Source organism: Aeromonas sp. QDB54, from assembly GCF_027707385.1.
Lineage (GTDB): Bacteria > Pseudomonadota > Gammaproteobacteria > Enterobacterales > Aeromonadaceae > Aeromonas > Aeromonas hydrophila.
This window is the reverse complement of sequence record NZ_JAPCIT010000005.1, coordinates 251,583-265,909: the sequence shown is the minus strand read 5'-3', so window position 1 is coordinate 265,909 and position 14,327 is coordinate 251,583. Positions and strand designations below refer to the sequence as shown.

7 protein-coding genes are annotated in these 14,327 nt (G+C 57.0%); 6 read left to right on the top strand and 1 reads right to left on the bottom strand.

Annotated elements, in window-relative coordinates:
- Positions 1–9: 9 nt before the first annotated feature.
- Entirely contained in the window at positions 10–4,467 is a 4,458-nt protein-coding gene (gltB, locus tag PG881_RS07270; RefSeq protein ID WP_270798969.1) for a glutamate synthase large subunit, read from the bottom strand.
- A gap of 613 nt (positions 4,468–5,080) precedes the next feature.
- Between gltB and PG881_RS07265 the strand changes: the two genes are divergently transcribed.
- From PG881_RS07265 to PG881_RS07240, 6 genes are all read left to right on the top strand, one after another.
- Positions 5,081–6,016 (top strand): TIGR01212 family radical SAM protein, encoded by a 936-nt coding sequence (locus PG881_RS07265; RefSeq protein ID WP_118880917.1) that lies wholly within the window; start codon positions 5,081–5,083, stop codon positions 6,014–6,016.
- Positions 6,017–6,419: 403 nt separating this feature from the next.
- Positions 6,420–8,564 (top strand): type I secretion system permease/ATPase, encoded by a 2,145-nt coding sequence (locus tag PG881_RS07260; RefSeq protein ID WP_118880918.1) that lies wholly within the window; start codon positions 6,420–6,422, stop codon positions 8,562–8,564.
- Entirely contained in the window at positions 8,557–9,975 is a 1,419-nt protein-coding gene (locus PG881_RS07255; protein ID WP_011706512.1) for an HlyD family type I secretion periplasmic adaptor subunit, read from the top strand. Before PG881_RS07260 ends, PG881_RS07255 begins: the two co-directional genes overlap by 8 nt.
- Positions 9,976–10,010: 35 nt before the next feature.
- On the top strand, positions 10,011–11,339 hold the full coding sequence (locus tag PG881_RS07250) for a TolC family outer membrane protein (RefSeq protein WP_011706511.1): 1,329 nt from the start codon (positions 10,011–10,013) through the stop codon (positions 11,337–11,339).
- Between the two features lie 158 nt (positions 11,340–11,497).
- Positions 11,498–12,220 carry a transglutaminase-like cysteine peptidase gene (locus PG881_RS07245; protein ID WP_118882257.1) on the top strand — a complete coding sequence of 241 codons (723 nt, stop codon included), beginning with the start codon at positions 11,498–11,500 and terminating at the stop codon, positions 12,218–12,220.
- Positions 12,221–12,223: 3 nt separating this feature from the next.
- Positions 12,224–14,149 carry an EAL domain-containing protein gene (locus tag PG881_RS07240; RefSeq protein WP_011706510.1) on the top strand — a complete coding sequence of 642 codons (1,926 nt, stop codon included), beginning with the start codon at positions 12,224–12,226 and terminating at the stop codon, positions 14,147–14,149.
- The last annotated feature ends 178 nt before the right edge of the window (positions 14,150–14,327 follow it).

Genomic DNA, 14,327 nt, shown 5'->3' with positions numbered 1-14,327 from the left:
GTTCCCTCCTTATTGCGCCTGGATTCTGAGTTCTGCACTGGAACGGCTGGTGTGACCAAGCAGCGATTTGACGTCGCTGGACTTGGGTTTGATCAGCCTGAACTTGGGCACATAGGAGTCGAAGTTGGCCAGGATCTCCTCGGCGCGCGAGCTGCCGGTTTCGTTGAGGTGCGCCGTTATGATGCCGCGCAGGTGCTCCTGATGGATGGCGAGATCTGCCACGTCCAGCAGTTCCACCAGCTCGGGGTTGGTGCGCTTGGCAAAGTTGCCGCACTCGTCGAGCACGTAGGCGAAGCCGCCGGTCATGCCCGCGGCGAAGTTGACGCCGGTGGTGCCGAGCACGGTGACGATGCCGCCGGTCATGTATTCACAACCGTTGTCACCGATCCCCTCGACTACCGCGAGGGCCCCGGAGTTGCGCACCGCGAAGCGCTCGCCGGCAGTACCCGCAGCGTAAAGTTTGCCGCCGGTGGCACCGTAGAGGCAGGTGTTGCCGATGATGGCCGCCTCGTGGGATTTGAATGCCACGCCGACATGGGGTTTGATCACCAGCTTGCCGCCGGTCATCCCCTTGCCTACGTAGTCGTTGGCGTCCCCCGTGAGGATCATCTCAAGGCCACCCGCGTTCCAGACGCCGAAGCTCTGGCCGGCGGTGCCGTTGAAGTGAACCCGCACCGGATCGGCCGCCATCCCCTGGTTGCCGTGGCGCTTGACGATCTCGCCGGACAGACGCGCCCCCACCGAGCGGTCGGTGTTGCGGATGTCGTAGCGAAACTCGCCGCCGCTCATGTTTTCCACCGCCTCCAGCAGATCTTCCACCATCTTGAGGTTCAAAGGCCCCTTGTCGAAGGTGGGGTTGTGCTGCTGGCTGAACAGGCTGGAGCCTGCCGGTGCCACCGGGCTGGCCAGAATGCCGGAGAGATCCAGCTTGGCCTGACGGGCGGTGAGGCCGGGCAGCGCTTCCAGCAGGTCGGTGCGACCGATGAGGTCGGTCAGCTGGGTGACACCCAGCTGGGCCATCAGCTCGCGGGTCTCCTCGGCGATGAACTTGAAGTAGTTCATCACCATCTCCGGCAGGCCGGTGAAGTGCTCGCGACGCAGCTTCTCATCCTGGGTAGCGACGCCGGTGGCGCAGTTGTTCAGGTGGCAGATACGCAGGTATTTGCAGCCGAGCGCCACCATGGGGCCGGTGCCAAAACCGAAGCTCTCGGCGCCGAGAATGGCCGCCTTGATGATGTCCAGACCCGTTTTGAGGCCGCCATCCACCTGCAGGCGCACCTTGTGGCGCAGGCCGTTGGCGACCAGCGCCTGCTGGGTCTCTGCCAGGCCCAGCTCCCAGGGGGAGCCGGCGTATTTGACCGAGGTGAGCGGGCTCGCGCCGGTGCCGCCGTCGTAGCCGGAGACGGTGATGAAGTCCGCATAGGCCTTGGCCACGCCGCAGGCGATGGTGCCAACGCCGGGCTCGGACACCAGTTTCACCGACACCAGGCAGCTTGGGTTGATCTGCTTAATGTCGAAGATGAGCTGGGCCAGATCCTCGATGGAGTAGATGTCGTGGTGGGGCGGCGGCGAGATCAGGGTCACGCCGGGCACCGAGTAACGCAGCTTGGCGATCTGGGCCGTCACCTTGTCACCGGGCAGCTGGCCCCCTTCGCCGGGCTTGGCGCCTTGGGCCACCTTGATCTGCACCACGTCGGCGTTCATCAGGTAGTGGGGGGTGACGCCAAAGCGCCCCGATGCCACCTGCTTGATGCGCGAATTCTTCTCGGTGCCGAAGCGCTTAGGGTCTTCGCCGCCTTCACCCGAGTTGCTCTGGCCGCCGAGCCGGTTCATGGCCACCGCCAGCGCCTCGTGGGCTTCCGGGCCCAGCGCGCCGATGGACATGGCGGCGGAGTCGAAGCGGGGGAACAGCTTGGCAGCCGGCTCCACCTGCTCCAGTGCCACCGGGTTGTCGACCTTCTTCAGGGTGAGCAGATCACGCAGGGTGGCGACCGGCCGTTCGTTCACCAGACGGGCGTACTCCTTGTAATCGGCATAGTTGCCGGAGCGCACCGCCACTTGCAGGGTCTGCACCACATCCGGGTTGTAGGTGTGGTACTCGCCGCCGTGGACGAATTTGAGCAGGCCACCCTGGGTGAGGGCCTTGCGGGCTAGCCAGGCTTGACGGGCCAGATTGAACTGATCCTGCTGGATGTCGGTAAAATCGGCGCCCTGAATGCGGCTCGATACGCCGCGAAAACACATCTCGACCACGGCTTTGGAGAGGCCCACCGCTTCGAACAGCTGGGAGCAGCGGTAGCTGGCCACCGTGCTGATGCCCATCTTGGACATCACCTTGTAGAGCCCCTTGTTGATGCCGTTGCGGTAGTTGAGCATGGCCTGGCGCAGGCTCATCTTGAGCACGCCCTCTTCTACCTGCTTGGCGAGCGTCTCGTAGGCGAGGTAGGGGTAGATGGCAGTGGCGCCAAAGCCCAGCAGCACAGAGAAGTGGTGCGGGTCGCGCACGCTGGCGGTCTCCACCAGGATGTTGGCGTCGCAGCGCAGGTTGTTGTCCACCAGGGTGCGCTGCACCGCCCCCACCGCCATGGCGGCCGGGATGGGCAGGGTGTCGGCACTGACGTCCCGATCCGAGAGGATCAGCAGCACGGTACCGGCCTTTGCGGCAGCCTGGGCCTCTTCACAGATGCGCAGGATGGCCGCTTCCAGACCCTCTTCGGGCTTGAAGTTGAGGCTGATCACCTGATGGCGATAGTGCTCCCCTTCCAGCGCCAGCAGCTGGTGGAAGTCGGAGTAGAGCAGGATCGGTGACTGGAACAGCACCCGGTGGGCGTGGCCAAAGGTCTCGTTGAACACGTTCTGCTCGCGGCCGATACAGGTGGCCAGCGACATCACGTGGTTTTCCCGCAGCGGATCGATGGGCGGGTTGGTGACCTGGGCGAACATCTGGCGGAAGTAGTCGTACAGGGTGCGCTGGCTGGAGGAGAGCACCGCCATCGGGGTGTCATCCCCCATGGAGCCCACCGCTTCCTGGCCGTTTTCACCCAGTACCCGGATGATCTGATCCAGCTCCTCATAGGAGTAGCCGAACAGCTTCTGATAGGTTTTCAGCTGATCGTCGGAGAATTCGCGGGCGCCGGTGCTGGCGTTATCCATCTGCTCGAACGGCACCAGCCGCTTGCAGTGCTTGTCCATCCACTGCTTGTAGGTGTGACGGCTCTTGAGATCGTCATCGATCTCGAAGCTGGTCCAGATCTTGCCGTTGCTGGTGTCGACCACGAACAGCTCGCCCGGGCCGACCCGGCCCTTCTCCAGCACTTCGTCCGGGGTGTAGTCCCAGGTGCCCACTTCAGAGGCCAGCGTGATGAACTTGTCCTTGGTGATGACGTAGCGGGCCGGACGCAGGCCGTTGCGATCGAGCGCGCAGGTGGCGTAGCGACCGTCGGTCATGACGATGCCGGCCGGGCCATCCCAGGGCTCCATGTGCATGGAGTTGAAGTCGTAGAAGGCGCGCAGATCGTCATCCATGTTCGGGTGCTTCTGCCACGCGGGCGGGATCAACAAGCGCATGGCACGGAACAGGTCCATGCCACCGGCCAGGAACAGATCCAACATGTTGTCTAGGCTGGAGGAGTCCGACCCCGTGGTGTTGACGAAGGGGGCTGCCTCTTGCAGATCGGGGATCAGCGGGGTGGCGAACTTGTAGCTGCGCGCCTTGGCCCACTGGCGGTTGCCGGCGATGGTGTTGATCTCGCCGTTGTGGGCGAGGTAGCGGAACGGTTGCGCCAGCGGCCAGCGCGGGCTGGTGTTGGTGGAGAAACGCTGGTGGAACACGCAGATGGCCGCCTGCATGCGGATGTCGGCCAAATCCAGATAAAAACGCGGCAAGTCCACCGGCATGCACAGTCCTTTATAGACGGTGACTAGGTTGGAGAGGCTGACCACGTAGAAGTAGTCGTCGCTGATGCGCTTCTCGATACGGCGGCGCACGATATAGAGGCGGCGCTCGAGATCCTTGTCGACCCAGCCGGGGGGGGCGTTGACAAAGACCTGTTCGATGCTGGGCAGGGAGGCCTTGGCGATGGGGCCGAGTACATTGGTATCGATAGGCACCTTGCGCCAACCGACCAGACTCAGGGTTTCCTTCTCCAGCTCTTCGTCGATGATGTCGCGAGTGGCTTGCGCCAAGACGGGATCGGGGTTGAGAAACAGCATGCCGACCGCGTAGTTGCGGCCCAGGTGCCATCCCTTCTCTTCGGCGACAGCTCTGAAGAAGCTGTCGGGTTTTTGCAGCAACAGACCGCAGCCGTCGCCGGTCTTGCCGTCGGCGGAGATACCGCCACGGTGCTGCATGCGAGCCAATGCTGACATCGCGAGACGGACAAGCTTGTGGCTGGCTTCACCTTCCATGTGGGCCAACAGGCCGAAGCCACAGTTATCCCTCTCCAGCTTTGGATCATATAGTGACATTGCATTTCTCCCTTGCTCGGCCTTGCATCGCACTGTCATCAACAGACTGCATAAATTGCGATTGGCTCTTGTGGTTCCGTCCGCCTGAGGTGGCGAATCTCCAAACTAATGGGATTTTTCGGCAAGGTCAATTGGACATCCCGGCTGTTTTCATTATCACAAACTCATAACAAAATGTCGGGGTACGGGTCTATATGGGGTATTAACTGGCAATTGCTCTGGTTATTTTTGTTTTTGTGGAATTTTGTATTGTCATATTGGGCTTTGCTGGTTGACTCAATGGGGGCAAGGATTTGTAGTAATTTTACCAATCCACTCGACAAGTGAATGGCCGAGATCACAATAACGAAGCAGGTGACTTGCATTTGCAAAACCACCGTCTATGAGAAAATTTTCATTATTCAACAAACTGTTAGAAGATGGTTTTGTGGTGGTGTTGAGCCTTCGTCAAATTTGGGATGAGTCTCGAAAGCGTCGATAACTACCCATTTGCTGATATTTATCCGGTTATTGGTGAATATTTATATGTTTTCCCGACTCTCTCCTCTCTTGATCCAGCGCAGCGCTGCACGCGGCCAAGCTCGTACAATGACGCCCCTTTACTGGAGGTGTCATGCAGTTACACGAACTCGTCAATACATTCGGCCAGGATCTCAAGCAGCGCCATGGCCAGAAGATCCACAAGCTCTCCATTCACGGTGCCTTCACCTGCCCGAACCGGGACGGCACGCTGGGCCGTGGCGGCTGCACTTTCTGCAATGTTTCCTCCTTTGCCGACGAGTCGGCCCAGCAGCTTTCGGTGGTGCAGCAACTGCTGGCTCGCCGGGATGAAGTGACCCGGGCCAAACGTTATCTCGCCTACTTTCAGGCCTATACCAGCACCTATGCCGAGGTGGAGTACCTGCAGCGCATGTATGAAGAGGCGCTGTCGGTGAGCGACATGGTGGGCTTGTGTGTAGGGACGCGCCCAGATTGCGTGCCGGATGCGGTATTGGACCTGCTGGCCGGTTATCAGGCCCGGGGTTACGAGGTGTGGTTGGAGCTGGGGTTGCAGAGCGCCAACGACAAGACGCTGCAGCGCATCAACCGGGGTCATGGCTATGCCGCCTATGCTGACGCTGTGACCAGGGCCCATCAGCGCGGTATCAAGGTGTGCGCCCACCTGATCGTCGGTCTGCCTGGTGAAGTCGCCATGGACAGCCTGAATACGCTGCAGCGCATCGTGGAGACGGGCGTGGAGGGGATAAAGTTGCACCCGCTGCACGTGGTAGAGGGAAGCACCCTTGGCAAGGCGTGGCAGGCGGGTCGACTGGAGGTGCCGAGCCTGGCGCAGTATGTGGAAGCGGCGGTGGCCATGATCCAGCACACGCCGCCCGAGGTGGTGTACCACCGCATCTCGGCGTCGGCACGCCGTCCGACTCTGTTGGCGCCGGCCTGGTGCGAGAATCGCTGGACAGCCATGGCTGACATTGCTAATGAACTGGCCCGCTCCGGCGCCCAGGGTCATGCGCTGGGGCGCCCTTTTTCGCTTTCTGGCAATATCGACTAGGTAATCAGATTTCATCAAAAAAACAGTGAGTTATTAGATGAAATTCAGTCTTTGCGGTATAGTTTCGGTAAAATTGTCTTGATATAGTACTTGGCTTGAAAAAGATATCATTATCAATAAGCTTGTATTATTTCCAATTTGGACGGGATATATCGGATATGGCGCCATCTTGTGTCGCGATCCGCAACCAAACTGCCCGTCTCGCCTTTGGGTGTAATGCCTATCAGGTCTGCCAATGACATTCAGTGTCATGTACCTGTGCTTAATGTGTATCAGGCTGTTGATCCCTTCTCGGGGAGCTCTGTTCTTTATGTCACGGGATCGTCTGCGCCAAACTGCGCCCGTGAAGCTTGAATATCGGTGTGGCGATAGAGCCGGCCCAATCATGCAGTGACAGGATGCTATGCAAGCAGAAACTAACCGTATTGACGAGTTGTTGGAGTGTCTGGTCTTTCTGACCCGCTTTTATGGGGTGCCCAACAGCAAGGATGCCCTGACGACCGGTTTGCCACTGGTGTCCGGCCTGTTGACGCCCAACCTGTTTAGTCGTGCCGCCGAGCGGGGCGGGCTGTCGGCCCGGGAAGTGATCCAACCGCTTGCCGAAATCTCCCCCTTGTTGCTGCCTTGCGTGTTGCAGATGCGCAATGGCGGTGCCTGCATTCTGCTGGAGTGGAATGAAGACAGGAGTCAGGGCAAGGTCATCTTTCCTCAGGCGGGAGATGCGGCCCAGTGGCTCAGTGCGGCCCAGCTGGGTGATGAATATCTGGGCCGACTGTTTTTTGTCAAAAAGCAGTTTAAGTTTGATGAGCGCTCCCCCAAGGTGCTGGAGACCCGTGACGGGCATTGGTTCTGGAGCACTCTGTTTGAATCCCGTGGCATCTATCGGGACGTACTGATCGCGTCCATCCTCATCAACCTGTTTGCCATCGCCAGCCCGCTGTTCACCATGAACGTCTACGACAAGATAGTGCCCAATCTGGCATTTGATTCTCTTTGGGTGCTTGCGGTCGGGGCCATGGTGGTGTTCACCTTCGATTTCGTGATGCGTCAGCTGCGCAGCTACTTCATCGACATCGCCGGTAAAAAATCGGATGTGCTGTTGTCGGCCAAGATCTTCGCCAAGGTGATGGGCATGCGGATGGAGTCGCGGCCGGCCTCGACCGGTGCGTTTGCCAAACATCTGCAGGAGTTCGAATCGGTACGGGAGTTTTTTACCTCCGCTACCGTCTCTACCCTCATCGACCTGCCGTTCGCGGTCTTCTTCCTGTTCATCATCTGGATTTTTGCCGGTGTCATGGTCGTGGTACCGATCGTCGCCATGCTGATCCTCATTATTTACAGCTTCTATATTCAGGCGCCGCTCAAGCAGTCCATCGAAGAGGGATCGCGGCTTGCTTCCCAGAAGAACGCCAACCTGATCGAGAGCATTTCAGGCCTTGAGACCGTCAAGATTTTCGGGGCTGAGAGCATGTTCCAGCATCGCTGGGAGCAGGCCGTCTCCCATATCTCGACCTGGGGCGTGCAGACTCGCCGCATCACCAACTCCATGTCTTCGCTGGCCAGTTATATCCAGCAGGTGGTGACGGTGGCACTGGTGATTGTCGGCGTTTATCAGATCTCGGAAGGGTTGGTCACCATGGGTGGCATGATTGCCGCCGTCATGCTGTCAAGCCGCGCGATTGCGCCCATGGTGCAGTTGTCGGTGCTCTCCACCCGTTACAACCAGGCCAAGTCCGCACTGGAAATCCTGGAAAAAATCATGGTGACGCCGGGTGAGCAGGAAGAGGGCAAGCAGTACATCCACCATCCCGTGATATCCGGTCGGATCGAGTTTGACAATGTATCGTTCAAGTACCCGGGAATGGAAACCAGCACCCTGCACAACATCAATCTGCGTATCGAACCGGGCGAGAAGGTAGCCATCATAGGCCGGATCGGAGCGGGTAAAACCACGCTCGAGAAGATCTTGATGGGCTTGTATCGGCCCACCGATGGCTCGGTGCGACTCGATGGGTTCGAGCTGGATCAGCTGCCGGCCTCGGTGATCCGGCGCAACATAGGTTGTGTCCCGCAGGACGTGACCCTGTTTTTTGGTTCGGTACGCGACAACATCATGCTGGGTAATCCGCTGGTGGACGATGTGCGGGTCATGCGGGCCGCCAAACGGGCCGGCGTCACCAATTTTACCAATCGGGATCCCAACGGGCTGGATCGGCAGATAGGTGAGGGGGGCCGTCAGCTCTCGGGTGGTCAGCGTCAGGCCATCCTGCTGGCGCGAGCCTTGCTCAACGACCCCCCCATTCTGGTGATGGACGAACCCACCTCCAACATGGATAACCAATCCGAGATGCAGGTCAAGCATGAGTTGGCACGATTGGGACCGGAAACGACCCTGATCCTGATCACTCACAAAACCTCCATGCTCGATGTGGCTTCGCGGGTCATCGTGGTTGAGCAGGGGCAGGTAGTGGCCGATGGGCCCAAAGAGGCTGTGTTGCAACAACTGAAAGAGGGCAAGGTGCGTGTGCAGGAGGCGTCCAATGGCTAAGTTTGGACTGTTCAAGAAGGCGCCTTCCGATACCGTATTGCCGGCGCCGGAGCACCTTGAATTCGTCGATGACGGTGCGGCTGCGGTACTGCTGAGTACCCCGACTCGAGCCAGGGCATTGCTGTGGGCCTGCTTCCTGTTTTTCATGAGCGCCATTGTCTGGGCCGCCTGGGCCGAGCTCGATGAGGTCACCGTTGGACAGGGCAAGGTCATCCCTTCCCGTCAATTGCAGGTGATCCAGAATCTGGAGGGGGGGATCGTCAAGGAGATCTTCGTCAAAGAGGGTGACATCGTTGAAAAAGGGCAGCCGCTCTTGCGTATCGATGATACTCGCTTCCGCTCCGATTTTCGTGAACGGGAGCAGGAGCTGGTGACCCTCAAGGGGGATATTGCCAGGCTGCGCTCCGAAATCCAGAGCGTGGTGGTCAAGACCGGTCCCAATCTGGGGTGGCGTGAGCAGGTCGTGGTCGACAAGCAACCCATCGATTTCCCTGATGGTTTCGAAAACGTCTTTGCCGAATATGCGGCTCGAGAAAAATCAGTTCAGGATGAGCGTCTCAACAACTTGAACAACCAGCTCTATATTCTGGGGCAACAGATTGAACAGAAAGAGCAGGAGACCATAGAGCTCAACGCCAAGATCAGGACGGTGGCGCGTAGCGTGGATCTGGCGCGGCAGGAGCTCAATATCAGCCGCCCCTTGGCCAAGGAGGGGATAGTACCTCAGGTCGAGCTGATCAAACTGGAGCGTCAGGTCAACGAAATGCAGGGGGAATTGGAGAGCAACCGGCTGCTTATTCCCAAACTCGATTCCGTGTTGCGGGAGACCATCTCCAAGCGCAACGACATTGCCTTGAAATTCCGGGCCGATTCACAGACCGAGCTCAATGAACGGCAAGGCAAATTGAGCCAGCTGTCCGAAGGCCAGGTTGGGCTGCGGGATCGGGTGGATCGCACCAGCGTCATTGCGCCGCTCAAGGGCACCATCAAGAAACTCAAGATCAACACGCTGGGTGGTGTGGTGCAACCCGGCATGGATCTGATGGAAATTGTTCCGCTGGAAGACACTCTGCTGGTCGAGGCCAAAGTGTCGCCCAAAGATATCGCGTTCTTGCGGCCAGGGCTGGAGGCCGTGGTCAAGATTACTGCCTATGACTTCACAATTTATGGAGGATTACATGGCAAGGTTGAACAGATAAGTGCTGACTCGATCCAGGATGAAGATGGCAATTCCTTTTACCTGGTACGAGTCCGCACCGAGAAAAGTTACTTGGGCGATGAGCTTAACGCACTTCCCATCATCCCCGGTATGTTAGCCAGTGCAGATATTATTACTGGTAAAAAAAGTGTCCTAGACTATTTGCTTAAGCCGATTTTACGGGCAAAGCAGTCGGCACTGAGAGAACGATAAGCCAACAATCTAAAAACAACATGACTGGAGATACCATGAAGAAGACGATTGTTGCCATGTTAGTAAGTGGCGCCGTGCTGTTCCCGGGCCTTACCCAGGCCCAAACACTGGAACAGTCAGTGGCACAGTCACTGGCTACCCATCCCAAAATCAAGGAAGCTTTTGATCTCTATCAGGCGCGACTGTATCAGCATGATGGGGCCAAAGGTGGTTACTATCCCACCATCGATCTGCGCGGCGGTGTCGGCTATGAGAAGACTGACAGCCCGTCAACTCGTGCAGCCGGTGCGAATTCGACCACCATCGATGATTCCATGACCCGTAAAGAGGCCGGTATCAGTCTGCGCCAGATGCTGTTTGATGGTTTCAACGTCAGCAGCAACGTGGCTCGTACCGATGCCGAAGCCAATGCTCAGCGTCTGGCCATGATCTCCGAGGCGGAGAATACAGCCCTGCGCGTGGCTGAGGTTTACCTCAACATGCTGCGTCAGCAGGAGATCCTCGAGCTGTCCAAACAGAACCTGGAAACTCACGAGCAGATCCGCAGCGACATCAGCAAGCGGACCGATTCTGGCTTGGGATCCACGGCAGACCAGACCCAAATTGATGGTCGTGTCGCCAGAGCCTATGCCAATCAGGCGGCTGCCGAAAACAACTACCGGGATGCCGAGAGCGAATTCATCCGGGTAGTCAATGAGATGCCAAAAGATTTGGTACAGCCGGTGCCGGATGCTCAGCTCATTCCGAGCAGCTTGGATGCCGCCTTGAAGACGGCGACCGAGGTGCATCCGACCTTGCTGTCATCCTTGCAGGATATCGAAGCCGCCAAATATCAGCATGAAGGCTCCAAGTCCGGTTTTTATCCCAACGTCACGTTTGAAGTGGATCAGAACTGGAACGAGGACATTGATGCAGTAAAAGGACGCAATGACGATCTGACCGCCATGGTGCGCATGCGTTACAACCTGTTCCGTGGTGGTTCCGATCTGGCGCAGAGCAAGGCGACGTCCGCTCTCTATTCCCAGGCGAAAGATATTCATATGAATGCTTTCCGTCAGGTTGAAGAGGGAACCCGCCTGGCCTGGAACGCCAAAGAGTCTTTGACCAAACAGAAGACCTTCCTGAAAGAGCACGTGGATGCTAGCTATGACACCGTACAGGCCTACAAGAAGCAGTTCGGATTGGGCCAGCGTACCTTGCTGGACGTACTGAACACCGAGAACGAACTGTTTGAGGCCCGTCGCAGCTACATCACGGCCGAGTACGACTCCTTGTTGGCGGATTATCGGATCCTCAATGCCACTGGCAGTCTGCTCAATGCGTTTAATGTGAAGCAGCCGGCCGATTGGCAAGCTAAACAGTAATGGAGTGCGCATCAGGTTTGATGCGGGTGAAAGGGATGGCTGCAGCCGGGCTGCCGCCATCCCTTGTCTCTGACGGCCACTTCTGGCCAGCGTTGTAACAGCCAGTGGATCTTTTGAAGATGCATGTGACTGAGCAGTATCGGGCAGGCAGTGTTGGCATGGCGTCAAGCTTCGGCTTGGTTCCGTTTTTGCGTGCGCGCTGGTTACGCTGGTCACTCTGGCTGCTGTTGGTTTCTCTGCCTTTGCTGCTTTCTGCCAGTCAGCCTCTTACCCCCGAAGATCTCAAACTGGTACAGCGGGCACAGGAAACATACGGTGTCAGAGCCGGCAAACGGGTCACGACTTGGCGTACGCTGGTCATGCAGAATCGTGCCGCGGGTCTGACAGACCGCCAGAAACTGGAGAAGGTAAACCAGTTTTTCAACCAGATGCGTTTTATCGACGACATCAAGTTGTGGCGCAAAAAAGACTATTGGGCGACCCCGTTGGAATTTTTAGGCGCGGCGGGTGGTGATTGTGAAGACTTCAGCATTTCAAAGTACTTTACCCTGCTGGAATTGGGGGTGCCGGATGAAAAAATGCGGATGGTCTATGTCAAGGCATTGGATTACAACCAGTTTCATATGGTGGTTGCTTACTATGACACGCCATCCTCAGTCCCCGTGATTTTGGATAACTTGATTGGGTCGATTCGGCCAGCCAGCCAGCGCCGGGATCTGATGCCGATATACAGCTTTAACGGTAGTCACTTGTGGTTGATGAAGGCGCGTGGTCAAGGGGAACTGGCTGGACAGTCCTCACGCCTGGGATTATGGAATGATTTACGCAATCGCATGACTTCGGGGCGATTGGCTCAGCCTGTGTTGAATTTGGATGATTAACCTATGACGCTCTACAGACAATTACTGGCCACCATGTTGATCCTGTTCGGGTTGTTGTTTGCAGCCACCTATTGGGTGCAATTCAACTCGACTCGTACCTATCTGGCGCAGCAGCAGGAAACCACAGTCATCAACACCGCCACATCCCTGGGATTGGCGTTGACACCTTATCTGGAAAATGGTGACAAGGTGGGGGCTGAATCCGTCATCCAGGCGATATTTGATGGGGGATATTATCGCTTGGTCCGTCTGGACTTGTTGGCTTCCAAGGATGTCATTGAGCAGGAAAATACCAACAATATTCAGGGGGTGCCGCAGTGGTTCATTAATTTGGGCCTGTTTCCGGAAGTATCCAACGAATCGATTCTGACCTCTGGCTGGCTGCAACTGGGCAAATTGAAGGTTGTTGGTCACCCCGGGCAAGCCTATTACGAGCTGTGGCGTGGTATGAGTGAACTGGCGAGCTGGTTTCTGATAGGTTTTCTCATCACCACCATTTTGTTGATGCGTGCGCTCAACTATTTGCTCAAGCCGCTCAAGCAGATCTGCGAGCAGGCGGTGGAGATCGAACTGCACCACTTTGGCCATGCCATTCCTGAACCCAAGACCCATGAATTGAAACAGGTGGTACAAGCCATCAATACGCTTTCCAGCAAGCTGGCCCTGCAGTTCAAGGAGCAGGCTGATGAGGCTGAAAAATTGCGGGAGCGGGTTTATGTGGATGCAGTATCCGGCTTGGGCAACCGGGCTTATTTCGTGGGGCAGGTAAACGCATGGATTGCCGAGGCGGGACAAGGCGGCGTCATGCTGGTCGCTGTCGATATGCTGGATGACCTGTACCGTGAGGAGGGGTTTGCCGCTCGCGACAACATGGTCAAGTCGATAGCACAGGCTCTGAAGGAGCAGCTGAAAGGCTGGGATGGGTCGGCACTGGCGCGGATTTCGGCCACGGAATATGCCTTGCTGTGTCCTACCGATGATCTGGCCCAGCTGAAAGATTTGGCGGAGGTGATCAACAGTCGCATTGCCGACCTGGTTGTGAACCCCATGGGTGAGGGCGGTGCACTCTCCGTTATCGGTATTGCAGGGCGCGATGGGAATGATGATTTGTCAGCGTTGCTAACCAAGGCCGACAACGCGTTGGGCAAAGCGCGTAATGAACGTCGTGGCGCAGTAGTCATGGAGGGCGGTGTTGATCAAGGATTGATGGGACGTCTGGCTTGGCGCGATCTGGTACAAGATGCCATCGCTCGGCACTTGTGGCGCTTCAAGGCGCAACCTGCCTGCAGATTTGATAACGGTGTTCGTTTGCATGCCGAATTGTTTGCCTCTATTTCTCGTGATGGCACCGATTATTTTGCAGGTCAATTCTTGCCGGCCATCGAACAGTTCAAATTGGGCGGCGAATTCGATCAAGCGATACTTGAAGCTTCTATTCCATTGCTCCAACAACAGGCGGATCTGGTCTTGGCGGTCAATATTACCGCTGGCTCGCTGTGTTCCGATGAGTTCAGAGCGTGGTTGACCGGCTATCTGACGGATCATGCCGAGCTGCAAGAACGGCTGCTGTTTGAAATCCCGGAAGCTGCCATCATGAAGCATAAAGATCATGTCACCGCCTTGGTTAAGGCCTTGCAAGAACATGGATTCCAGTGGGGGGTGGATCATTATGGACGTCACTTCCAGTCACTGGGATATCTGGAAGAGCTGGCCCCAGCCTATGTCAAGGTCGACCATGGCTATACCAGTCAGGTGATGGAGCCGGGGGCGGATACCTCCTTCCTGGCAGCAGTGTGCCGCGCCGCTCACAATGCAGGAGTCACAACCATTGCAACCCGGGTTGAAGATCAACATCAGGTTGAGCTGCTTGCCAAGTTGCATATCGATGGTTATCAGGGTTTTGTGCATCCCGCATTCCCACTGGCTTGAATCTTATCAAATCAAAAGGGGCCCATAAGGGCCCTTTTTTTATTCTAAAGATGAATAAAAATAGGTATTTTTAGGGCACCTCTCTGTTTGAGATTCGTTTGAGGCGCCACCAAGTGATTGATTTGACATTATAAAAAAGACCCTTCGATTTAATACATTGCATCCCCCCAAGACGGAA